This window comes from Pedobacter jaeyakensis (assembly GCF_054461315.1).
The window spans coordinates 1254467-1279275 of sequence record NZ_CM136921.1 but is presented as its reverse complement, the minus strand read 5'-3'; the positions used below and the strand labels follow the sequence as shown (position 1 = coordinate 1279275).

Sequence of the window (24809 nt, the reverse complement as noted above, 5' to 3'; positions counted from 1 at the left end):
CTATGTTAACCATAGCAGATAAAACTTTTAGTTCCCGGTTGTTTACAGGAACAGGCAAATTCAGTTCGACCATTTTAATGCAAGATGCCCTATTGGCTTCGGGTTCAGAGCTCGTAACTGTCGCGCTCAAACGCGTAAATCTTGACAACAACCATCAAGACGACCTCCTCATCCGTCTGAAATATCCCCACATCAATTTGTTGCCTAACACTTCAGGGGTACGTAATGCAAAAGAGGCTGTATTTGCAGCCAAACTGGCGAGGGAAGCACTGGAAACCAACTGGATTAAACTGGAGATACATCCAGACCCAAAGTATTTAATGCCCGACCCGATTGAAACCCTCTATGCAACTGAAGAATTGGCCAAATTGGGGTTTATCGTTTTGCCCTACATCCATGCAGATCCGGTATTGTGCAAGCGTCTTGAAGATGCAGGTACCTCTGCAGTAATGCCATTGGGATCACCGATTGGCAGTAACAAAGGATTAAAAACAATTGATTTCTTAGAGATCATCATTAGTCAAAGCAATGTTCCAGTGATTGTTGATGCCGGTATCGGATCTCCATCTGATGCAGCATGGGCTATGGAAATTGGTGCAGACGCCGTTTTAGTAAACACGGCGATTGCAGTATCAGGCAATCCTGTACAGATGGCGCAAGCTTTTAGAATGGCCGTAAACGCGGGTCGAATGGCTTATGAAGCTAAACTGGCTTTACCGGTAACCCAAGCTGTGGCAAGCAGCCCCTTAACTTCATTTTTGGATGAGTAGTTTCAAAGACCTTTTCGATACCTATAACTGGGAGGAAACAAAAGCTAGCATCTATGCTAAAACAACGGATGATGTTGAAAGGGCATTAGCAGCTAATAAGCGAACGCTGGAAGATTTTAAAGCCCTGGTTTCACCTGCCGCCGCGGGGTATCTGGAGCAAATGGCAGTTGTGAGCCAACTGTTAACATTAAAGCGTTTTGGTAAGGTAATCCAAATGTATGTCCCGCTTTACCTCTCTAACGAATGTAAAAACATTTGCACATACTGTGGCTTTAGCTATGATAATAAGGTAAAACGCAAAACGCTAACGCCAATAGAGATCATGCAGGAGGTGGCCGTGATCAAAAAAATGGGTTATAACCATGTGCTCCTGGTTACTGGCGAAGATAATGAAAATGTTCATGTCGATTATTTCAAAAAGGTGCTCGAGTTACTCCGTCCGCATTTCGCGCACATTTCTATGGAAGTGCAGCCGCTGGACCTCGAAGATTATCAGCAACTAACACCCTATGGCCTAAATACGGTTTTAGTATATCAGGAAACTTACCATCAGGAAGATTATAAAAAGCACCATCCAAAAGGTAAAAAATCTAATTTTCAGTACCGGATAGAAACGCCAGACCGACTGGGCTAGGCAGGCATCCATAAAATTGGTTTGGGAGTGCTAATTGGACTGGAAGACTGGCGTACCGATTGTTTTTTTACCGCACTACACCTCAATTATTTAGAAAAGCACTACTGGCAAACCAAGTATAGTTTGTCCTTTCCCCGATTGAGACCCTTTAGCGGTGGACTAGCACCTAAAGTAGAAATGAGTGACAGGGAACTTGTTCAGCTAATCTGTGCCTACAGGCTATTCAATGAAGAGGTAGAGCTCTCCATATCTACACGGGAGTCAGAGGATTTCCGGGATAACATCATCAAACTGGGCATCACGAATATCAGCGCGGCTTCAAAAACCAATCCCGGAGGATATGCCGTTGAACCGGAGTCGCTGGAACAGTTTGAAATTAGTGATGAACGCAGCGCTGAAGAAATTTCCGCGGTCATCAGGTCCAAAGGGTACGAGCCGGTCTGGAAAGACTGGGATAATAGTTTGGCAACATAGTTATGTTTAAAGACGAAGAACTGAAACGGTACAATAGGCAGATCATCATGCCAGAAATTGGGATGAAGGGGCAGGAAAAACTAAAGAATGCCAGAGTACTGATGATTGGCGCAGGTGGATTAGGCTGCCCAGTATTGCAATATCTTGTCGCAGCCGGAGTTGGCCAGGTCGGTATTGTGGATGGCGATGTTGTGGATATGAGCAACTTACATCGTCAGATTTTATATAACACAAATGACATCGGTGCATTGAAGGCGGTGGTAGCCAAAGAGAAGCTTGAACTCGTCAACCCGCATACTTTAATCACCGCGTATCCCGTGAGATTCACCGCAATAAATGCGCAAGATATTTGCAGAAAATATGACCTGGTAATAGATGGGTCTGACAATTTTCAAACACGTTATTTAGTGAACGATACCTGTGTATCTTTAAAAAAGACACTCATATTTGGCTCAATATTCAAGTTTGAAGGTCATGTTTCCGTACTCAGCCATCAGGGTGGGCCCGATTACAGGGATATTTTCCCTGAAGCGCCGCCAGCTGACGAAGTACCCAATTGTGGTGAGATTGGAGTTTTGGGCGTGCTGCCTGGCATAATTGGCAGCTATATGGCGAACGAAGCCATCAAGGTTATTTGTGGTATCGGCGAAACCTTGTCGGGCAATCTATTAACTATCAATGCGCTTAAAAACTCAATACATATTTTTAAGATTGGCAAAAGCGCAAAGCAAAACGACATCCAAATAGTTCCAGATGCCCCAATAAATGAAATCAGCATAACGGATTTCGAGAAATTTCTAGCGGAATCTCCGGATGAAATCTATCTCATTGATGTGCGTGAAGAATACGAGTTTGAAGATTACAATATTGGCGGTATCAACATTCCCCTTCATGAATTAAAAGACCGCGCACACGAATTGCCTCAGCATAAAAAACTAATCTTCTGCTGTCAGACCGGTCAACGCAGTAATATTGCAATCCGCATATTGAGACCTTTAGTTCAGAGGGACATGTATAGCCTTAAAAATGGGCTGATGGAAGTGTAATCTTACTATTTAAGCCTTTTAAGCGCATCATCTACCGTTGGTAAAAAGTTTACGCGGCTCCCATTGTTACTTTCGTAAATAAAACTCTTAATGCTTTGACCTTCATATTTACTGAAATCCCCTATTATACACAACTGCACTTTAAAATTAGAGTACTTCTGTAAAATTTCTCCTGCAAGGCCTGTCTTAAGATCAAAGAAATCCGGTGTAAAATGGTATTCATGCAAAATAACCTTATCAAAATCCTGGTAATAAAGATCTACTAATATTTGCAATCCTTGTTCTGCATTGCCAATTTGCTGACCTTCAGCCATCAACTCCGCAACCTTGCCTGCGCCTTCTCCGTGCACTTTAATTTCCATGTTTCAAATATAAGATAAAGCGCTTTTGAATTTTAATTGTCGGCATGAATCTCTAAATTGCTATGCTTGTAACCAATATATGGACCAACCCAAACTATATCCCAGTATACTAAAATCCAAACAACATTTTGAAGTTCTCGATGGTTTGAGAGGTTTAGCCGCAGTAGCTGTTGTTATTTTTCACTATATGGAATGGGTTTTTACAGACCCTAGCCAAAACTTTATCGGTCACGGATTCCTTGCGGTAGATTTTTTCTTTTGTCTCTCAGGCTTTGTGATCGGCTATGCATATGACGACCGGATCGGTAAAATGGGCGTACTTGAGTTTTTTAAATCAAGATTGATCAGACTACACCCGATGATTATTTTTGGCTCCGTGTTGGGCTTAATTACGTTTCTGCTCGACCCCTTTGCTGGTCATCCGGAATTATATACTACCGGCAAAACCATTTGGATATTTTTGAGCTCCATTTTGCTCCTGCCATATCCCGTAATGGAAGAACGTGGTTTTAATAATTTTGGTTTAAATGCACCTGCATGGTCTTTATTTTGGGAATATGTTGCCAATGTCATTTACGTCATTGTCCTTTTTAGAATTGTCAAGAAGGCATTACTGGCCTTAATACTGGTTGCCGCAGCAATACTCTGCTTTGTTAGTTACCGGGCCGGTAATTTAATAGGTGGCTGGGACGGAAAAAGCTTTTGGGACGGGGGAGCCAGGATCTTTTATTCCTTTGTAGCCGGACTCGCCATTTACCGTTTCAACTGGATCATCAAAAACAAATTGGGCTTTTTAGGTATCTGCATTTTGCTGTCTTTAGCATTCCTCATGCCAGGCAGTAAATGGAATTGGCTTACTGAACCTGCCATAGTCCTGTTTTATTTCCCGCTATTGATTGCACTCGGCGCAGGTGCAACATCAACACAAATCTTAAAAAAGCTTTGTGTTTTTTCCGGCAAAATCTCCTACCCTTTATATATGACGCATTACGCTTTTTTATGGATGTTTGGAAACTATTATACCAGTCATAAACCGGGCGCCGAACAACTAACCTTAATCGTGATTACCGCTGTAATCCTGTCAATAGGCTTCGCTTATTTAGTGATGATCATGTATGATATTCCATTACGGAGATATTTAAGCACTAAAAGGAAAGCAACTTAACCTATTTTAAAAAATCATAAAAACCTTTTTCAATAGCGGGTGTTGGACGGTAACACCTAACCTATTAAAACAGATTTTATGAAAGCAGCAGTATTTCACAAACCGGGCGACATCAGTTATACAACTGTAGCTGATCCACGCATCGAGCTGGCAACAGACATTATTTTAAAAGTGACCTCAACCGCCATTTGCGGATCGGATTTGCACATCCTGAGCGGCGCAGTTCCGCAAACCACCGATATGGTAATGGGCCATGAATTTATGGGTATAGTTGAAGAAGTAGGCGCAGAAGTTAAAAACCTGAAAAAGGGCGACCGCGTAATCGTGCCATTCCCTATCGCCTGCGGCCATTGCTTTTTTTGTAACCATGGCGCATCTCCTTCCTGCGAGAATTCTAACTATAAACACTATGGGCCAAATGGCGACATGATGGATCAGAAAGGCGCAGCTTTGTTCGGTTATACTGACCTCTACGGCGGTTATTCTGGCGGACAAGCTGAATACGTACGCGTGCCTTACGCAGATGTAAGCCCAAGAATCATCCCCGATAACATTACCGATGAACAAGCCCTTTTCTTAACGGATATCTTCCCTACTGGTTGGTCGGGCGTTGACTGGGCACAGCTTAAAGGCGGAGAAGTAGTAGCCATATTTGGTTCTGGTCCTGTAGGCCTAATGGCGCAAAAAGCTGCTTGGCTTCATGGGGCAAGTCGCGTTATTGCAATTGACCCGCTCGACTACCGCCTGGAAAAAGCCAAAGCAGTAAACAATGTAGACACCCTAAACCCGCACAAAGTTGATGTGATTGAAGCCATCCGGGAAATGACACAGGGCCGCGGTGCAGATGTTTGTATAGATGCCGTAGGTTTTGAGCCAGAACGCACATTCCTGGACAAAGTTAAAGCGACCGTCAATTTTGAAAAGGGAAGTATTAAAGTGCTGGAGATGTGTTTTGAAGCAGTGCGCAGAAGTGGTACGGTTTCCATATTGGGTGTATACGGCAGTCCTTACGACAATTTTCCACTCTTCCGCATCTTTGATAAGGGATTGACCATTAAACAAGGTCAGGCTCCGGTATTGAACCACATCGATACGCTGATTCAATTGGTTAAAGAAGAAAAAGTGGTATTGGATGACATCATTACCCACACCCTTCCACTTAGCGAGGTATCACATGCTTACAAGATTTTTGATCAAAAAGAAGACAATTGTGTAAAGGTAGTGCTCAAGCCCTAAACTTTTAATAGCCCGATGCTGGGTTTAGTCGTGGATTCTTCGGGGTTTGGTCGTGGTTTGTTCGCATAGCGGTACCCGAAACCCGAAGAATCCACGACTAAACCCTTTTTTATTCTACTTCTAACCCAGAACAAATTATTATTTTCTTACTAAATTTTGCACTGCCATAGGGTTGTCACCGGCTCCCCTTTTCTTTGTTCAAAACAATTACATGATGAACAGGATCAAAACCTTTTTAAAAGAGCTGGAAGAAGAAGCATTAACTACCCGAAAAATGCTGGCCATCGTACCTAACGATAAGTTTGAATGGCAGCCACACCCAAAAAGTATGACACTTAAGAGATTGGCAACTCACGTTGCCGAACTACCGGGCTGGGTAAGCATTGCGTTAACTACAGACGAGCTCGACTTTGGTGATAATAGCCATGTTGCCCCTATCATTAATAACACAGCAGATATTCTTTCATTCTTTGAGAAAAACTTAATTGAAGCACGTGAGCAATTAGTAGACAAAAATGAGATTGTGTTGGACGAACCCTGGACAATGAGGAATGGAGCGCAAATCTACAGCACCAGGTCAAAGAACGAAATCGTTAGAATGAGTATCAGCCAAACTATTCATCACCGCGCACAACTTGGCGTTTATTTAAGATTGCTGGATGTTCCTATACCAGGCAGTTACGGACCAAGTGCCGACGAAACGGGAGGCTAACAATCAGCGCTTTAAAGATTTTGGTAGTATATGTGGGTATAAATTGATTTCTTTGTAAAATATTTCAATTTATACCCCAACCATGGCTGAGTCTGATATCCGATTAAATAAATACATTAGTGAAAGCGGCCTGTGCTCCAGAAGGGCGGCAGACAGGTACATTGAGCAGGGTAATGTATACATTAACGGTAAGAAAGCCAAAGTGGGCGACAAAGTAATCTTTGGCGATATTGTTTTGGTAAATGGTCAAACCATCGAGCCGCAGGCCGCAGAAAATACCGTATTAATCGCCTATAACAAACCTGTTGGAATTACCAGCACCACTGAGGCTGGAGTTAAAAGCAATATCGTTGATCATGTAAACCATAGCGAGCGCGTTTTCCCTATCGGTAGGTTAGATAAAGATTCTCAGGGTCTTATTTTTTTAACTAATAATGGTGATCTGGTAAATAAGATTCTCCGGGCGGGTAACAACCACGAAAAAGAATATGTAGTTACCGTAAATAAGCCGCTTACAGAATCTTTCCTTACCGGAATGGCTAAAGGTGTACCCGTATTGGGCGTTATGACCAAGAAATGTAAAGTGGTTAAGGAGGGTAATTTCACTTTTAAAATCACTTTGATACAAGGGCTCAACAGACAGATAAGAAGAATGTGCGAACATTTTGGTTTTGAAGTAACCAAGTTGGAACGTGTGCGCATCATGAATGTAAGTTTGAAAGGCATCCCCGTTGGCGAATGGAGAGAGTTGACTCCTGAAGAGCAAACCGAAATCTACAACATGGTTGCCAAGTCTAGTTCCCTTGAAGGAGCATCTGCTGCGCCAAAACGTGTAAATAAAAAACCTAAGGCTGTTTTTGAAGAAAACCTGATGGAGAATGTAACTCCTAAACGTGCTTCAAGCAGAACTCCAGGTTATAAAACGTCAAAAGGTGCCCCAGGCGCCGGTCGCTCCTCCTCTGTAAGCAGGGCGGATAGACCTGCAGGAGGCAAGGGTAAGTCGGCACCCAAACCAGCCGGTGCTGGTAGAGGGGCCGCAACTGGCGGATCCAGATCGGCAAGTGCTAATCCGGGCGACTGGAATAAAAGTGGAGGTCCAAGCAAGAGGCCTATTAAACCTGGCAATGGCAGATCTGGTACTCCGGGAGCTAAAACCAGAAGTCCGAAAAGGTAATAATTTTTGGTATCTTTGCGCGTAAATGCCTGCTACTAAGAAAATAGATATTCGTGCGCTGGATTTGCCGCAGCTACAGCAACACTTCGTTGCGATGAAGGAACCTTCCTACAGGGCCAAACAAGTATATCAATGGCTTTGGGAAAAATCTGCCCGTTCCTTTGATGAGATGAGCAACCTTTCTAAAGAATTAAGAGCCAAGCTGGACGAAAATTACGCCATCAATGTGGTGGAGGTGAACAATTCTCAATTTAGCAACGACCATACCATTAAGAATGCCTTCAGACTTTATGACGGAAACATTGTAGAGGGCGTATTGATCCCTATGGACGACAGGATGACGGCTTGTGTGAGCTCCCAGGTCGGTTGCAGCTTAACTTGCAAATTCTGCGCAACTGGCTATATGGATCGCAAGCGTAATCTGAATGCCGATGAAATATACGATCAGGTAGTGTTGATTGATCAGCAGGCAAAACAGAATTACAAAGCACCGTTAACCAATATCGTTTACATGGGTATGGGCGAACCTTTGCTCAACTATGCCAATGTAATGAAATCTATTGAGCGCATTACCGCGCCAGACGGCTTAAACATGTCTTACAAGCGGATAACAGTTTCAACCGCGGGCATTGCCAAGATGATTAAAAAGTTGGGCGATGATGGCGCAAAGTTTAATCTGGCACTTTCCTTACATGCTGCGAACGATAAAAAACGCAATGAGATTATGCCCATCAATGAGGCAAACTCCCTGAAAGCATTGGAAGAGGCCCTTAAGTATTACTTTTCTAAAACTAAAAACCCGGTCACTTACGAATACATCGTATTTAATGACTTTAATGATGAATTGCAAGATGCTATGGAGCTGGCCAGGTTCTGTAAGCACATTCCCTGTAAGGTGAACCTGATAGAATACAACCCCATTCAATTTGCCGACTTTATTAACGCCGCCGGGGATAAGATAGATGCATTTTCAAACTACCTGAAAAGTCAGGGCGTAAATACCAACATCAGACGCAGCAGAGGCAAGGATATTGATGCAGCGTGTGGACAACTAGCGGTTAAAGAAGGTCAGGGGCAGCAAGAACACGAAGTGCAAAACTAGTTTCAAAATAAATTTCTTCAAAAATTACCACTTTTTCCTTTAAACAGGTGAGGTTTGCCTATGAATACTTTTAGAAGAATCCTGGAAGACCTGATTGGATTGCTTTATCCAAACCTGTGTTACGGCTGCCTTAAACATTTATATACGGGAGAATCGCTGATTTGCACGGAGTGCCTGTACCATATTTCTTATACAGATCATCACTTGGACCCGAACAACCGGGTGGCTAAACAGTTTTGGGGACGTATCGATTTTAATGCTGCAATGGCCCTGCTTAATTTTAAAAAAGGAGCCCGGGTACAAAATCTCATCCATCACTTAAAATATAAGAATCAAATGCTACTGGGTGAACGTCTGGGCACAATGGTAGCAGCTAACTTAATAAACTCTCCATATTTTGAGGGATTAGATTTGATTATTCCCGTTCCCATGCATCCACGAAAGCAGCACAAAAGGGGGTACAACCAAAGCGAGTGCATAGCAAAAGGAATAGCTGCAGAGTTGAATATTGCAATAAACACCACGGCACTGCTTAAAACGAGGGAAACCACTACACAAACCCGAAGGAGCAGGTATTCCCGCCATGAAAACATGAAGTCGGTCTTTTCACTCACAAAGCCTGTCGAAATTGAAGGTAAGCACATTTTGCTGGTAGACGATGTCATCACCACCGGGGCTACAATAGAAGCCTGTGCCATAGAAATCTCAAAAGCAAAGGATATAAAATTAAGTATAGCTGCTGTTGCTTTTGCCGACTAAGTAGGCTAAGTTTGTTTATGCGTAGATTATTAGGTGTGTTTGTTGTCAGCATCTTTGCCTTTATCGCCTGCCGAAAGGAGGATGCCGTAACCACAGATCAGCATGTTAAGTTATCTTTCTCTACAGACACTGTACTCTTCGATACTGTATTTACGGCGGTGGGGTCTGTTAACAGGCGCATCAAAGTATACAACACCGACCCTAAGGCAGTTAGCATTAGCAACATCCGACTTTGGCGTGGGAACAATTCTTTTTTTAGTCTGATCATTAACGGTGTTTCTGTTAACGAAAAAGACAATGTACGGATTTCAGGAAAAGACTCCATCAGCATCTTTATCAAGGCTACCATTAACCCGAATAACTTTAACCAACCTTTCATTGTCGAAGATTCAGTCCTTTTTACCACCAATGGAAATAAACAATCAATTGCCCTGATTGCTTACGGACAAAATGCCGTTTTTATTAACGGGGAAACCATTAGTGCCAATACCACCTGGAACGCCGGGCTACCATACATCATTAACCGGTCTGTAACTGTTGCCGAAAATGCAACGCTAACGATAACACCGGGTGCTAGAATTCTGTTCCATGGCAATTCTCTCATGAACATACGTGGTACACTCAACGCAGTGGGCAACATTAACAATCAGGTGCTTTTTGCAAGTGATAGGTTGGAAAATTTCTACGATAATGAGGCGGGCCAGTGGCAGGGCATTCGCTTTTACCCTAGCAGCATGGCCTCTACAATCAACTACGCTTTGATAAAAAATGCCATAATAGGCGTAACAGCAGATTCTTTAACAGCTGATGGTACACCTAAACTATTACTAAGCAACAGCACCGTAAAGAACATGACGGTTGCCGGGCTCGCGGGTTATCAGGCTAATATCGTCGCCTTGAATAACCTGTTCTACAATAGCGGACAGTATTTAATATACGGTGTGGGTGGCGGAAGCTATAACCTGAAACAAAATACCTTTGCCGGGTTTAACACTGAGTTTCCCAGAAGAACCCCTGCCCTTTATTTTTCTGATCTCGGAAATGGACGTTCTGCAGATTTGAATCTGGAGTTAACCAACAACATCATTTGGGGGATGTTAACCGAGGAACTGGCAGTAGAGAAGAAAACTGCCTTTAACATCAACGCTAATTTTAAAGCGAACATCATCAAAACAGCATTGCAAACTTATGCAGTAAATAATTTTATCAACACAGACCCTAAGTTTGTAGACATTGCAAATAACAATTTTAAACTGCAAACCGGCAGTCCGGCAATTAATAAAGGAATTATTTTAACAGCAGATCCCTATTATAATACCCTCTTAATTAGAGACATGATTGGTACAACACGTACCTTTCCTTCTGAACTAGGATGTTTCGAGCAACAATAATTTAAATTTATTTTGGAAATTCCAATATATTCCGTTCCTTTGTTCTTGAGAGCGTTAATTTAGGAGTCGATAGTTCACGAAAGTGGTTATCGGCTCTTTTTTATTTAGAAAGATGCTGTTGAATAACGCTCTTGATCTCATCAGGTTTAAAGGGCTTCAAGATATGCCCATCCATCCCCGACTCCTCAAATTTGATATGTTCGTCATGTAACGTCGACGCCGTCAAAGCAATTATTGGAACCTGCTTGTAATATTCTCCCGACAATTCCCTGATGATAGCAGTTGTTTCGTAGCCATCTATACCCGGCATTTTGATGTCCATAAAGATGAGATCAAATTCTTTTTTCATCACCTTTTCAATGGCCTCTTTGCCATTACTGGCAAAATCCAGCACAAAACCCCATTTGCTGAGAATGCGATTGGCTATTAAGATATTGATGTCGTTATCATCAACCACCAATATTGATTTTCCGGCAAAGCTGGCAAATTGATCCGTTAGCACTAAACCATTGGCTTCCCCGGCTACTTTATCAAAAAATATGGCGAAAGAAAATGTTGTCCCTTTCCCCTCCACACTTTCAACCAGAATATCAGAATCATACAGCTTGAGCAGCTTTTTGGTGATGGCAAGTCCCAGTCCTGTGCCTCCATACTTCCTGGAAATATCCGCCTTAGCCTGCGTAAAAGTTTCAAATATATACGAAAGCTTATCGTCAGGTATACCAATTCCGTTATCAATAACCTGGAAAAATAGTTCTACTTGTTTTTCATTCTGACTGGTCAAATTGATGCTCAGCTTCACTTCTCCGTGGCCCGTAAACTTAATGGCATTACCCAATAAATTCATGATTACCTGGTATAACCGCGTCTTGTCGCCCATTACAGTTTGGGGCAAGTCTTTTGTTACCAAGGTTAAAATGTTGCCCTTCTTAGCAGCGCTGACTTGCAAAGAACTAATGATGTCTGTCGCCAATGCCTTAATGTCTGTAGGAATGGCTTCCAGCTGCATATGCCCAGTTTCAATCTTTGTGAAATCAAGTATGTCGTTAATAATATTGAGCAGGTTTTCCGCAGAAAATTTGAGGATATTGAGGTCGTCAATCTGCGAAATTTTAGGGTCATTTTCCAGCAGCAAATGCGTCATTCCAATCACGGCGTTTAATGGAGTCCTGATTTCGTGGCTCATCACGGAAAGGAACATTTCCTTTGCTTCGCTTAGTTGTAATGCTTGTTCTTTTGATTCTACCAGTTCCCGCTCCACCTGCTTGCGCTGGGTGATGTCAGTAATGAGGTCAATTTGTCTAACTACCTTACCTTTTGCATCAACTACCGGAGTATTTGCCACGTTAAGCCAAACGCTTCGGCCATCTTTGGTAGTTGCCTCCACTTCAATCACATAGGATTCATTATTTCTTGCCTTACTCCTGGATGCTGAAAGCAGCTCGCGCTGGCCATCACTGTTGGCAATAACATTACCCAATTTCTCTCCCTGAATTTCTGACAACGAGTAGCCCGTTAATTTTTCAAGACTGTTGTTGATCCAGGTAGTATTGCCGTTCTTATCTGAAATATTTACCCCGGTATTGGTCTGACTCGCAACCATCGATAAGAGTTGAACTTCCTCTTCTGCATTTTTCTTATCGGTAATATCAATGATGATCTCCACCTCCATATCCACTTCCCCTTCATCATTGAGCACTACCGTGTTGTAAATAGACAACCAAATCGGTTGTTTGTCCTTACGATAGGCCAGTAAGTCTACCGTAAATGATCGGTTTTCCTTAATCCAGCCACGTGCTTTGGCCAACAATTCCAAATCGGTTTTAGGGCCTACAATCAGATCCCCCAGTCGCTTCCCTTTCAAATCTTCCAGCGTAAAGCCGGTTATCTTTTCAAAGGCATCGTTTACCCAGGTCACATGGTTATTGGCATCATTGATGACCACGGCATTGTTTACCTTACTGGCTACAAAAGAAAGCCTCATGAGTTCATTTTCTACCCTTTTGCTTTCGGTAATGTCACGGCCATAAGTGTACCAACGTTGGTTTTTTACAACCATATTCCAGCTTAACCAACGAATAACACCGGTTTTACTAACTATCCTGAAATCAATATTGAAACTTTTTACCTTGTTCTTCAGTCCTTGCTCTATCGTGTGCAGCAAGCGGCCCTGATCTTCTTCATAGCAAAAACCCCACATGCTTAAGCCTGTGGCTTCTGCTGCTGTATATTCTAAAATACTGGTTACGGCATCATTTATGAATAAAATCGTGCCTTTGTGATCCAGAATGCAATGAATCTCGGGAGAAACTGTAGACAGGTTAAGCAATTCCTCAAAGCGGCTGCTTTTTGCAACCAGGTCTACACTCTGCTTCTTTAAAGAAAGATGGGTAATGATTTCCCTGGCAAGTATACTTAACCCTTCTTTTTGTTCAGGAGAAAGCGCATTGGGCTTGGTATCAAATACACCGATCACACCCAATTTAAATCCATCCTTATCGATAAGCGGTGCACCTGCATAATACCGTACAAATGGCGCATTCAATACCCTCAAGTGTTTGGCAAATCGCTCGTCGAGCAGCGTATCCTTTACTTCTAACAGGTCATCTCCCAGTATGGTATGATAACTAAAAGATACATCTCTGGCCTCATAGGTTGTTTTTACGCCAACAACGGATTTAACAAAAAGACGATCTTCATCAACCAGTGAGATCAGCGCGATAGGTACATTACAAATCAACGTGGCCAGTTTGGTAATGTTGTCGAATGCCTCCTCCTGGGGGGTATCCAATATACCATACTGCCGCAATGCGTTTACGCGGTCATCTTCACTGGCTGAGGGATTATTGCTGCTTTTTGATGACATTAAATGCTTCTTATCAAGCTTATCTTATTTATATAAAGGGAACTTGCTAACTAACGCGATTACCTGCTCTTTTACCTGTTTTAAATTTTGTTCGTCTTCTGGATTGGTGATTACCTGATCTATCAGGTCAACAATTTGTTGCATTTCAGCTTCTTTAAAGCCTCTGGTAGTAATTGCTGCGGTACCAACACGGATCCCTGAAGTAACAAATGGAGATTTGTCATCAAATGGAACCATGTTTTTGTTCACCGTAATATCTGCCTTTTCCAGTGCTTGTTCAGCAACCTTACCTGTAATGTTCTTGTTTCTAAGATCAATAAGCATTAAGTGGTTATCAGTACCGCCAGAAATGATCCCATAACCTTTGGCCACAAAAGCCTTGCCCATCGCCTGCGCATTTGCTTTAACTTGGGTGATATAGGTCAGGTACTCATCACTTAACGCTTCGCCAAAAGCAATAGCCTTTGCAGCAATAACATGCTCTAGAGGTCCACCTTGTGTGCCCGGGAATACGGCCATATCCAATACGGACGACATCATTCTGATTTCTCCTTTAGGAGTTTTCAATCCAAACGGGTTTTCGAAATCCTTACCCATCATGATCATGCCACCGCGAGGGCCACGTAAGGTTTTGTGAGTAGTTGTGGTAACGATATGACAATGAGGAAGCGGGTTGACCAGTAATCCTCTTGCAATCATTCCCGCAGGATGTGAAATATCTGCCATCACCAATGCTCCGATTTGATCTGCAACCCTTCTGATGAAGGCGTAATCCCACTCTCTTGAATAGGCAGATGCACCACAGATAATGAGTTTTGGTTTTTCTGCAAGCGCAATTTCTTCCAGTTTGGCGTAGTCAATTAAGCCATCCTCTTTTTTTACACCATAGAATAAAGGGTGGTACAATTTACCAGAAAAATTAACTGGAGAACCATGAGTGAGGTGACCTCCATGAGAAAGATCAAAGCCAAGGATCTTATCACCAGGCTGGATAACTGCAAGCATCACTGCTGCGTTTGCCTGTGCCCCAGAATGCGGTTGTACGTTTACCCACTCTGCACCAAAAAGCTTCTTAGCACGTTCAATAGCAATGGTTTCTATTTCGTCTACCACCTGGCAGCCACCATAATACCGTTTGCCCGGAAGCCCTTCAGCATATTTGTTGGTTAAACAAGAGCCGGCTGCTTCCATTACCTGCTTGCTTACAAAATTTTCTGAAGCAATCAGTTCCAGCCCGTTTTCCTGGCGTTCCAATTCTCTGTCAATCAATTCAAAAATTGTAGTATCTCTAGTCATTTATTCAAAGTATATTTTTGTAAAATTAATGATTTTCCTTCTTAATTTGACAACAAAATACCTTACTTTGTGGTTCTATTCGATAAATGCTGCATGGAAGACACCAACGGTCCATTTTTACCAAACATCAATTACCCTGCTGATCTTAAGCAGTACACGGAACAGGATCTGGAACAAATTAGTCAGGAACTCCGACAGTACATTATTGATGTGGTAAGTGTGAACGGCGGACATTTCGGTGCAAGTTTAGGTGTAGTTGAACTTACTGTAGCTTTACATTATGTTTTAAATACCCCTTACGACAAGCTGGTTTGGGATGTAGGTCATCAGGCCTATGGTCATAAAATCTTAACCGGTCGCAAGTCGCGTTTCCATACCAACCGTATCCTCAATGGCATCAGTGGGTTTCCAAAGATCAGTGAAAGTGAGTACGACACTTTTGGCGTAGGCCACTCTTCTACTTCCATTTCGGCAGCCCTGGGTATGGCGGTAGCTTCTCATTATAAAGGTGAAACAGACCGTCAGCATGTTGCAGTAATTGGCGATGGTGCCATGACGGCCGGACTCGCGTTTGAAGGGCTGAATCATGCCGGTATTGAAGATTCTAACCTGCTGGTGATCCTGAACGACAACTGTATGTCCATCGACCCTAATGTGGGCGCGCTTAAAGAATACCTCACCAGTATCACGATCTCCAAATCTTACAATCGGTTCAGAGACGATATCTCAAGTGTATTGATCAAACTTTCAGAGCTTGGACCTAATGCACATAAATTTGTTAAGAAGATTGAAAAAAGCATAAAGGGCACCCTGCTAAAACAAAGCAATTTGTTTGAAGCGCTTAATTTCAGGTATTTCGGACCGGTAGATGGCCATGATGTGGTACGTTTGGCTCAAATTATAAGAGAACTTAAAGACATTCCCGGACCAAAGCTTTTGCATTGTGTAACCGTTAAAGGCAAAGGCTTCGCTCTTGCTGAAAAGGATCAAACCAAATGGCATGCGCCAGGTCTCTTTGATAAGATTACAGGCGAAATCAAGAAACCGGTAATTGATAAACCGCAGCCACCTAAATATCAGGATGTGTTTGGTCATACCCTCGTTGAACTTGCCGAAGAAAATAAAAAAATTGTAGGAATCACTCCTGCCATGCCTTCAGGATCGTCTATGAACATCATGATGAAAGCCATGCCTGAGCGTGCTTTTGATGTGGGTATTGCAGAACAGCATGCCGTTACATTTTCTGCAGGTTTGGCTACACAGGGGCTTGTTCCTTTTTGCAACATCTACTCAAGTTTTATGCAAAGGGCGTACGACCAGGTGATTCATGACGTTGCCATACAAAACTTAAACGTGGTATTTTGTTTGGACCGCGCCGGCTTAGCAGGTTCTGATGGCGCTACGCACCACGGGGCATATGATCTTGCCTTTATGCGCTGCATCCCCCAAATGACCATTTCTGCCCCAATGAATGAGGAGGAACTGCGCAACCTGATGTATACTGCCCAGCAGGAAAACATGGGGCCTTTCGTGATACGTTATCCAAGAGGAAATGGCGTTATGACCGACTGGAAGCGTCCTTTCAAAGCTATAGAAGTGGGTAAGGGCCGTAAAATATGTGATGGTGAAGATGTCGCAATTTTAACCATTGGTAATGTGGGTAATTTTGCTGTGGAAGCTTGTAAAGAGCTGAACAGCGAAGGAATACATCCCGCACATTACGACCTTCGTTTTGTAAAGCCATTGGATGAAGCCTTATTACACGATGTATGTAAACGTTATAAAACTATAGTTACTGTTGAAGACGGCTGTTTACAAGGTGGTATGGGCAGTGCAGTACTGGAATTCATGGCCAACAACAGCTATTCCAATCAGGTAAACAGATTAGGAATTCCGGATGAGTTTATAGAACATGGGGAACAGGCAGAGCTTTGGGCATTGTGTAACTACGATACAAACGCGATCATCAATGCGGTACGCAAAACTGCGGTAAGCAGGACAACAAAAACTATGGCTTCTTAAGCAGAAAATGGGCCACGCGGATCTTCATCCGCATGGCCTGAATATATTTAACTATGCCCACAAATTTGCTGGGTAAACGCCTTCTTCAGTTAACTTTTGCAATTGTGCTTTTACTACAGGAGCATCTTCTTTAAAAGTTACACCAAACCATTTCGCTTTAGTTGGGATCATTTTCACCACACCGTTCCCGGAGTTGATCAAAGTATCAGCAACCTCAGGGATCAGGAATTCTGCTTTAAGATCTTTGTTTAAGTTGGCATCAAGAAATTTATAGTATTCTCCTTCACTCCAGTTAACAAATGCCGGTGTAAAGCAGAAAAAGTTCATACTTACCTTGGTATCCAAAGGCAATTCCTTTTCGGCGTCTCCTTCTTTGGTGATGGCTTTACCGTCCTGCTTGAAAATTTCTTTTCTCTCTATGATACCGGTAATGTTACCTGATCCATCTACGCTGATCTCACCACGGGTTACAGAACCGTTGTCACTCAATGTATTTCTTAGTTCATATCCTAAACTTGCATACTTACCATCTTCTGCTGCTGTAGTCAGGAATTCATAGGCCAGTTGAAATGCTTCAAAACCGTAGAAATCATCCGCATTAATCACAGCAAAAGGAGCATCAAGGGCTTCTTTAGTACACAATAGCGCATGCTGCGTACCAAATGGCTTTGCTCTATCTGCTGGTATTTCGCGACCGCCGCTAAATTTATCCAAGCTCTGGTATACATAGTCCAGCTCAATTTTCCCATTTAATTTAGGCTCGATTGCAGCTTTAAAAGATTCTGCAAATTCTTCTCTGATGATGAAGATGACCTTTCCGAAGCCCGCTTTGATGGCATCGTAAATGGAATACTCCATAATGGTTTCTCCCGAGGGACCAAAAGATTCAGTTTGTTTATTTCCGCCATATCGGCTTGCCATTCCGGCTGCTAAGATTACTAAAGAGGGCTTCATTTCAGACATTTTACAGGTTTTTTATTTTATGTGCTAAATATATGGGTTTCCCGCAATAAAAATAGTTATAAGCAACAAAAAAGCGCTTTATACCAGTCGTTTAATCAACTCTATACAAGCCCTGCTGTTGTGATAAGGGCATTTCCAGAATCCTGCTTTATCTTCGCCTGCCATTAGCGCATGGTCGGCGTGTACCCCCCAAAACCACTCACCGTTTTTCTGATCCACTATATTCAATTTTGTAAATTGCCATATCGAATTAAACTGATCAAAGAAAACTTGCTGACCAGAAACCTCCCAGGCATTAACTAAACCCACCATGGCTTCAGCCTGTACCCACCAGTGTTTTTCAGAATTGTGCTGCCCGGTCACTGGGTTGTACTCATAATTTAATCCTCCGTCTGCATCCAGACCGGCAGCCGTGGCTGCTGCAATTCCAATAGCAAGGTATTTAGATTGCCCCAGAACAAGCTGATCATTGATGACCGATGCAGCTTCCTGGATTAACCATGCCGCCTCAATGTCATGACCGTAGGATATTGCCGATGATTTGAGAATCCAATCGTCATCAAAGAACAGACCCAGATGCCCTTCCGAGCTGATCATCTTATCCGTAAAAAGGGATATAATGTCTGTTATCGCAACTTTTAACGCGGCATCGGGCCATACGCGATATAGGTTGGTGTAGGCCTCCAAAATATGCAGGTGGGTATTCATGGTTTTCCGCTCATTGGCGTCTTTCTCGCTTAAGCGGAGGTCCTCCAAATCCTGCCAATCCCTGGTAAATGCTTCCAGGTAACCGCCCTTTTGCCGATCGCGTGCATGATCCTCCAGATCTTTATACAACTGCTTTGCCAGCAACAAAGCTTCTCCATCCTTACTGGCCATGAAGTATTCGGTTAGGCCGTAAATAGCGAACGACAACGCATAGCTTTGCTTCTTGCTATTCGCAGGTTTTCCCTCGCATGTTAGCGACCAATATACCCCTCCAAATTCCTTATCTATAAAGTAAGTCTTGAAATATAGAAAACATCTATCTGCTAATTCGAGCCATTGCTGATCCGAAGCGTAATTAAAAGCAGCAGAAAATGTCCACAAAATTCTTGCGTTGAGCACAGCGCCTTTCTCTGCATCTTCCACCTTTACTTCACGATCGTCTATCCTTCCAATAAAACCTCCATCCAGGTTATCAATGGTATTTTTTTTCCAATAATTCAGTATGTCATCCAACGCTGCTGCAAATTCATTTCTTAATGCTTCGAGATATCTTGGCGTAGTGGATTCAGACATGATTCAAATTTTCTTCAAATCTATAATACCCGGTAAAAACATCATAATACTATTTTAACTAAATTGCGGTCATAACCAAGTAAAGATGCCAAAACAACTGATCCGTGAAATTACGCCCTTAACGCAAAGCGATTGTTTCACGATATTTTCCAGAGACAAAAAGGAGTTCGATTTCCCATTGCATAACCACGAAGAAATGGAGCTCAACCTGATCATTAACGGTGCCGGCGCGCAACGCATTGTGGGCGATCACATCGCTGAAATAGAAGAAATAGAACTGGTTTTAGTAGGCTCTAACCTTTCACATGGATGGTTTAACCACCATTGCAAAAGCAAGGACATCAAGGAAGTAACCCTTCAGTTTCATAAAGACCTTTTTGATGAAAAATTCTTAAAAAGAAATCAATTGTCGAACATCAGGAACATGTTTGAAAGTGCCAAAAGAGGTTTGCTTTTTTCGCAGGATACGACCAGCCGGATGGCGCCAAGATTAATCAGTTTAGCTACGCAAAGCGGATTCGCTTCCATACTGGAACTGATGTCGATATTGCACGACCTATCTATCTCCAGGAACAGCAAAATGCTTTCTGACCCAACCTTCACCAAAGAAGAATACAATTACAATAGCCGTAGGATTGAAAAGGTGTTCGACTACATGAACGCCCATTTTAGTGTAGCCATTACTTTAACGGAAGTAGCTAAAATTGCAGGGATGCCCGATGCTTCTTTCAGTCGCTTTATCAAACAACGAACGGGCTATACTTTTATCGACAGCCTCAACGAGATTCGCCTTGGCCACGTGTCCAGAATGCTGATAGACACCACTCATTCCGTGGCCGAAATTGCCTATAAATGCGGCTTTAACAACATGGCCAACTTTAACCGCACCTTTAAAAGCAAGAAAGGCTGTACGCCAAAAGAATTCAGGGAAAATTACCTGGGCAAAAGGGTCTTTGTGTAGTTAACTTTTACAATCCCTCATTTGCATCAACCAGTCTGCAAATCTCCCTTACAGAAGAAGAAGAATTCAACCCATCTTCGGGAGTATTGATCACATAGTCCAGCAATTGCTCAACAGTAGATAGTGCCAGGTGCATGCGCGTATCCGACGAAGCGTAATAGATGAAAACTTTTCCATCTTCATCAGCAATCCAGCCATTGCAGAATACCACGTTAGAAACGTCTCCTACCCGTTCCTCTCCTTCTGGTGCCAGAAAATAACCAGATGGTTTATGAATCACTTTGGTCAAATCGTCCAGACTGGTCATAAACAGGTACAGCACATAACGCAATCCTGCAGCTGTATTTCGCACGCCATGTGCCATGTGCAGCCAGCCCTTTTCTGTTTTAATTGGCGCAGGTCCCAGACCATTCTTAGCTTCGTAAATGGTATGGTAAATTCGCTTATCAATCACTGTTTCTAACGCTACAATCGCCGGATTGATTGCGTCTGACAAGCCGAAACCTATACCCCCGCCTTTACCTGCTTCAATAAACCCATCCTGCGGGCGGGTATAAAAGGCATATTTACCATCCACAAATTCAGGGTGAAGTACTACATTACGCTGCTGGGCTGATGGCGTTTTAAAGTCCGCAAGCCTTTCCCAATCCAGCAAGTCTTTACTTCTGATGATGCCACATTGGGCTACAGCTGATGATTGGTCTGCCTCTGGCACTCCGGGATCCCGACTCTCCGTACAGAATATACCATACACCCAACCGTCTTCGTGTTGCACCAAACGCATGTCGTACAAATTGGTCTCTCCTTCAAAATGGGGTACAATAGCTGGTTTGTCCCAAAATCTAAATCCATCTATCCCATTTGCGCTCTCAGCAATGGCAAAGAACGACTTCCGGTCGTTACCCTCTACCCTCGCCATTAGCAAATACTTGTCCTGAAACTTAATCGCCCCAGCATTAAATACCGCATTTATCCCTATCCGCTCCATTAAAAACGGATTGGTAACCGGGTTCAGGTCATACTTCCAAAAATATGGAATGTGGGCGCTGCTGAGCACAGGGTTTCTAAATCGTTTATAGATACCATTACCTATCAATTCCACTGAATTTTCTTTAGCAATGGTTTCCTCGTATTGTGTTTTTATATGTGTTAATCGCGTTGCAAAATCCATATTGTGTATTGTATTTTAATTCTCTAATTTGTTCCACCAGGTTCTTTTCAGGATCATGGCTATAATGGCAATGGTACCCAGGGTGATGATGAGCGGCACTTTCATCCACAGGATAAGGAACATAGGTAAAGCTGTTAAGCACAATTGGGCAATAACGCCAATGATTACATTAAACATATCCAGCTTAAACCTGTCGTTTCCTTTAAAACTTGCCTGCTCGTCCAGCACCAGATGATGTATGGGTTTCCAGAAACCCCATGGCCTAACTGTTTTGTAAAAGGATTTGAGTACCTCGGTATCTGTCGCCGGGGCTGTATAGGTACCAATAAGGCAGCCGCTGATGGAAATTAAAAACAGCAGCGGGAAATAATACAGGAACTGTATCCCGCTAAAGAAATGCGAGAACACCAGTGCCCCTGCAATACCCGTAACCATGCCCCAGAAAAAGCCATTGGCATTGAAGCGCCACCAATACCATTTCAACATATTGGCTGCAATGTAGCCCCCGTAAAGCCCTGATACGATCCATTGCAGGATGCTGTTCACGTCCTTAGCATAGAAACCCAATAGTACGCCCACCGAAACCACTACCACCCCAGTAAGGTAATTCATCGTCATGATCTGTTTGGTACTGGCTTGCGGACTAATATATTTCAGGTATATGTCGTTAACAATGTAAGCCTGGGCGGCATTTAACGTTCCGGAAAAGGTACCCATAAAAGCGCCCATCAAACCGGTAAGCACGATACCCAGAATACCGACAGGCAGAAAGGAATTGATTGCAGCAGGAAGTATCTTTTCAAAATCAGTTCCGTTTGGCGTAGCCAGGTCAAGTTGCCGATAATAGAGCAAAGCCAACACGGTTAGTCCGATCACCATCGTATAACGAATGGGCAATAAAATAATCGATACAAAGCCTGTCATTTTCGAAGCGTCTTTTGGCGATTGTGTCGACAAGACTTTTTGCATGTCGTAATTCGGTGCAGGGCCCGCGAGACTGGCAAACACCCCTTTAAAAAGCATCATCATAAAGAAAATGCCGAACAGGTTGTATCCATCATCCGTAATCTTCTTCCCTGCATCGGGAATAATGGCCGACCAGTCCAGGTTCAAATTCCAGCCAAAGAAAGGACTGTCCCAACCCTGCGGTACATTCAATCGTTGTGCGCTTAGATGTGTAAATGCAATGTAGCCGATGGCCACACAACCTACCGTCATTATAGCATATTTAATTACATCACCCAGCACAATACTATGCATCCCGCCCAGTATAGAGTAAAAGGTTGCAAAGAGCGTAAAAACCAGTCCATAAAAATGCGGCACATATTGCGGCGCTACCTGGAAAGGCACATAAGCCTGTACCAAATGCCAGGGAATAAAAATTTCAACAAATTTACCCAGGCCTACAAAACCATAAGCCAAAAAACCCAGGCAGCCGATAAGTGCAAAAACCACGGTAATGTTATGCGATGCTTTCACACCCCTGCCCTTAAGGCCAAACCTGGTAGCCAGCCATTCCGCACCGGTATCTGCATTAGAACGCCTTAGCCATTTGGCTAAAAACATCATATTAAACACCTGGTTAAAAACTGGCCAAAGCCATGGTATCCAAATGCTTTTTAAACCGTAAACGAAACATAGCGACACCATCCACATGGTTCCGCTGATGTCAAACATATCTGATGCATCACTCAGTCCGAGCATAAACCAGGGCAGCTTTTTACCGCCCATCATGTAGCTTTCCTTGTTTTCCTTTGCCTTGTTGCGGTAATACCAGCCAATAAGGACCATCATCACCAGGTAAAAGACCAGGATCAGCACATCAATCAATTGAAGCTTCATCGCTGTTTATTTGTAGTAAAGCTGATCCATAAACTGATAGCGCCGCTGATATTGTTCACCTCCCTGTTTGCTTTCGGTATCCAGGTACATGACTTGAGGGATGCTGCTTTGGAGTCCAGACCATTTTGATAAACCTGGACCATTGGGGTCGCCTGTTTTAATAAAATTGATAAAATAGGCTTCCATCGCTGCCGAAGCTTTATAATCATCCGCACCATATGCGTATACCTGGTCTTTGCCCAGGTTTCCCATAGCGTAAGCAATGTCTGCAGAGTGTGGCGCACCAACTGGTTTTTGGTATTGATCTTCCTTGCCTTTTACTGCCGGAAGCACTTTTTTATACAAGTACCGGAACACAGGATATCCGTTTGTTTTGCCATGAAGGTCTATCCATTTCCAGGTGCTAAAACCAAGAAACCTATCACCGGCCAATTCAGTCGCCACCGGAATTACATCTTCATCCCTGGTCACGGCATAAGCGCGTTTTGCCTCTGCCGCCTTATCGCCATATATTTTATCCAGTGCCTTAATGTAATTGTCCACCGTCGGCGCTTCATTACCCAAAACCGAGTGGTAATTTACTTCTGCCGAGGTCCAGCCTGCAAGTAAGGGCACATCAGCTTGCAATCCCTTGGTATAAATATTCACGGGTTGTTCTGGTAAAAAATAACCATCTACAATTACAGGAAAATATACTGCGCCAGGCTTGCGGGATAGTTCCAACAGTTCTTCCGCTGGCATTTTTTTGAGATCAGCCACGGTAGGCAGCTTTGCATCGCTCAAAAATTGAACACCCAGTGCTTCTGCCTGCTTCAGTGCTATGGGTTTATTGATTCCTAAAATAGACCCGCTTTGCCCTATCGCGCGATTAAACAGTCCTTTTGCCAGTGGCGAAGCCATCAACAAGCTTACGGAAATAGATCCGGCCGATTGCCCGCCGATCGTCACCTGCTCGGGATCTCCGCCAAATGCGGCAATGTTTTCTTTCACCCACCTTAGTGAAGCGACCTGATCCAAGAGTCCATAATCGCCTGAGGCCTGTGATGCCGCAAATTTACTAATTTCCGGATGGGCAAAGAACCCAAATATACCCATGCGGTAGTTTACCGTGACTACAATTATTCCTTTTGAGGCCATATCTGCGCCATCGTACCTCAACTCAGATCCGTCTCCAGCCGAGAAGCCTCCTCCATGAAAGTAAACCAGCACGGGGAGTTTCTTGGTGATTTTGGAGGATGGACGCCATACATTAAGGTAAAGACAGTCTTCACTCACTTTTGGCGATCGGAAAATCATGTCTGTATAAATAAATTTTTGCATTGCCCTTGGACCAAAGGTGGTGGCCTTGCGCACGCCCGACCAGTTTTTGGCAGGCAGTGGGTTTTGCCACCGCAGTTCGTTAACAGGCGGCTGAGCGTAAGGGATTCCAAAAAACTGATCTACGGATCCGGCTGTCAGTCCTTCCAGCACGCCATTCTTAACGGTAACTTTAGGCCCTCCATTTGTCTGTGCAGATGCCTGGATGGCAAACAATAAACATAGCATTAGGGTAATACATTTTCTACTTTTCATATCTCTTTAA

19 protein-coding genes and 1 pseudogene are annotated in these 24809 nt (G+C 43.2%); 12 read left to right on the top strand and 8 right to left on the bottom strand.

Features of this window, described 5'->3' with window-relative positions:
• Positions 1 to 2: 2 nt before the first annotated feature.
• The 3 genes and pseudogenes from ACXZ1K_RS05780 to moeB all read left to right on the top strand — a co-directional run bounded on the left by ACXZ1K_RS05780 (position 3) and on the right by moeB (position 2924).
• Complete coding sequence (locus tag ACXZ1K_RS05780) at positions 3 to 770, top strand: thiazole synthase (RefSeq protein WP_458972435.1); 768 nt, start codon at positions 3 to 5, stop codon at positions 768 to 770.
• Positions 763 to 1878: pseudogene (thiH, locus tag ACXZ1K_RS05775) on the top strand (2-iminoacetate synthase ThiH). The gene ACXZ1K_RS05780 and the pseudogene thiH overlap by 8 nt, the downstream one beginning before the upstream one ends.
• A 2-nt stretch (positions 1879 to 1880) precedes the next feature.
• Positions 1881 to 2924, top strand: a complete 1044-nt coding sequence (moeB, locus tag ACXZ1K_RS05770; RefSeq protein ID WP_458972434.1) for a molybdopterin-synthase adenylyltransferase MoeB — start codon at positions 1881 to 1883, stop codon at positions 2922 to 2924.
• A 5-nt stretch (positions 2925 to 2929) separates the two neighbouring features.
• Here moeB and ACXZ1K_RS05765 read toward each other — a convergent pair whose 3' ends face one another.
• A complete protein-coding gene (locus ACXZ1K_RS05765) occupies positions 2930 to 3286 on the bottom strand; it encodes a DUF4180 domain-containing protein (protein ID WP_458972433.1) in 357 nt (118 codons plus the stop codon).
• 79 nt (positions 3287 to 3365) lie between these two features.
• On the opposite strand from ACXZ1K_RS05765, the gene ACXZ1K_RS05760 reads away from it, so the two are divergent.
• From ACXZ1K_RS05760 to ACXZ1K_RS05730, 7 genes are all read left to right on the top strand, one after another.
• Positions 3366 to 4451 carry an acyltransferase family protein gene (locus tag ACXZ1K_RS05760; RefSeq protein WP_458972432.1) on the top strand — a complete coding sequence of 362 codons (1086 nt, stop codon included), beginning with the start codon at positions 3366 to 3368 and terminating at the stop codon, positions 4449 to 4451.
• 78 nt (positions 4452 to 4529) lie between these two features.
• Positions 4530 to 5687: a zinc-dependent alcohol dehydrogenase gene (locus ACXZ1K_RS05755; protein ID WP_458972431.1), complete on the top strand. Its 1158-nt coding sequence runs from the start codon at positions 4530 to 4532 to the stop codon at positions 5685 to 5687.
• A 211-nt stretch (positions 5688 to 5898) separates the two neighbouring features.
• Positions 5899 to 6399 (top strand): DinB family protein, encoded by a 501-nt coding sequence (locus tag ACXZ1K_RS05750; RefSeq protein ID WP_458972430.1) that lies wholly within the window; start codon positions 5899 to 5901, stop codon positions 6397 to 6399.
• An 82-nt stretch (positions 6400 to 6481) separates the two neighbouring features.
• Positions 6482 to 7573, top strand: coding sequence for a 23S rRNA pseudouridine(2604) synthase RluF (gene rluF, locus ACXZ1K_RS05745; protein ID WP_458972429.1), 1092 nt, complete (start codon positions 6482 to 6484; stop codon positions 7571 to 7573).
• Positions 7574 to 7598: 25 nt separating this feature from the next.
• On the top strand, positions 7599 to 8675 hold the full coding sequence (gene rlmN / locus ACXZ1K_RS05740) for a 23S rRNA (adenine(2503)-C(2))-methyltransferase RlmN (protein ID WP_458972428.1): 1077 nt from the start codon (positions 7599 to 7601) through the stop codon (positions 8673 to 8675).
• 60 nt (positions 8676 to 8735) lie between these two features.
• Positions 8736 to 9434: a ComF family protein gene (locus ACXZ1K_RS05735; protein WP_458972427.1), complete on the top strand. Its 699-nt coding sequence runs from the start codon at positions 8736 to 8738 to the stop codon at positions 9432 to 9434.
• 17 nt (positions 9435 to 9451) lie between these two features.
• Positions 9452 to 10825 (top strand): hypothetical protein, encoded by a 1374-nt coding sequence (locus ACXZ1K_RS05730; protein WP_458972426.1) that lies wholly within the window; start codon positions 9452 to 9454, stop codon positions 10823 to 10825.
• 100 nt (positions 10826 to 10925) lie between these two features.
• On the opposite strand, the gene ACXZ1K_RS05725 is transcribed toward ACXZ1K_RS05730, so the two are convergent.
• Positions 10926 to 13691: a PAS domain S-box protein gene (locus ACXZ1K_RS05725; protein WP_458972425.1), complete on the bottom strand. Its 2766-nt coding sequence runs from the start codon at positions 13689 to 13691 to the stop codon at positions 10926 to 10928.
• A gap of 24 nt (positions 13692 to 13715) precedes the next feature.
• Positions 13716 to 14987, bottom strand: coding sequence for a serine hydroxymethyltransferase (locus ACXZ1K_RS05720; protein ID WP_458972424.1), 1272 nt, complete (start codon positions 14985 to 14987; stop codon positions 13716 to 13718).
• 93 nt (positions 14988 to 15080) lie between these two features.
• Here ACXZ1K_RS05720 and dxs point away from each other — a divergent pair, with 93 nt between their 5' ends.
• Positions 15081 to 17009 carry a 1-deoxy-D-xylulose-5-phosphate synthase gene (gene dxs / locus ACXZ1K_RS05715; RefSeq protein ID WP_458972423.1) on the top strand — a complete coding sequence of 643 codons (1929 nt, stop codon included), beginning with the start codon at positions 15081 to 15083 and terminating at the stop codon, positions 17007 to 17009.
• 51 nt (positions 17010 to 17060) lie between these two features.
• Here the strand turns inward: dxs and ACXZ1K_RS05710 are convergent, their stop codons facing one another.
• Positions 17061 to 17963, bottom strand: a complete 903-nt coding sequence (locus ACXZ1K_RS05710; RefSeq protein ID WP_458972422.1) for a nucleotidyltransferase family protein — start codon at positions 17961 to 17963, stop codon at positions 17061 to 17063.
• An 87-nt stretch (positions 17964 to 18050) separates the two neighbouring features.
• The gene (locus tag ACXZ1K_RS05705; RefSeq protein WP_458972421.1) at positions 18051 to 19253 is read right to left on the bottom strand and encodes an AGE family epimerase/isomerase; all 1203 of its coding nucleotides are present in this window, start codon (positions 19251 to 19253) and stop codon (positions 18051 to 18053) included.
• Between the two features lie 85 nt (positions 19254 to 19338).
• Between ACXZ1K_RS05705 and ACXZ1K_RS05700 the strand changes: the two genes are divergently transcribed.
• On the top strand, positions 19339 to 20214 hold the full coding sequence (locus ACXZ1K_RS05700) for an AraC family transcriptional regulator (protein ID WP_458972420.1): 876 nt from the start codon (positions 19339 to 19341) through the stop codon (positions 20212 to 20214).
• Positions 20215 to 20221: 7 nt separating this feature from the next.
• Here the strand turns inward: ACXZ1K_RS05700 and ACXZ1K_RS05695 are convergent, their stop codons facing one another.
• From ACXZ1K_RS05695 to ACXZ1K_RS05685, 3 genes are read right to left on the bottom strand one after another with little or no spacing between them, the layout of a single operon-like run.
• Positions 20222 to 21385: a glycoside hydrolase family 130 protein gene (locus ACXZ1K_RS05695; protein ID WP_458972419.1), complete on the bottom strand. Its 1164-nt coding sequence runs from the start codon at positions 21383 to 21385 to the stop codon at positions 20222 to 20224.
• A 15-nt stretch (positions 21386 to 21400) separates the two neighbouring features.
• Positions 21401 to 23227, bottom strand: coding sequence for a sodium:solute symporter family protein (locus ACXZ1K_RS05690; protein WP_458972418.1), 1827 nt, complete (start codon positions 23225 to 23227; stop codon positions 21401 to 21403).
• A gap of 6 nt (positions 23228 to 23233) precedes the next feature.
• Positions 23234 to 24799 carry a carboxylesterase/lipase family protein gene (locus tag ACXZ1K_RS05685; protein WP_458972417.1) on the bottom strand — a complete coding sequence of 522 codons (1566 nt, stop codon included), beginning with the start codon at positions 24797 to 24799 and terminating at the stop codon, positions 23234 to 23236.
• Between the last annotated feature and the right edge of the window lie 10 nt (positions 24800 to 24809).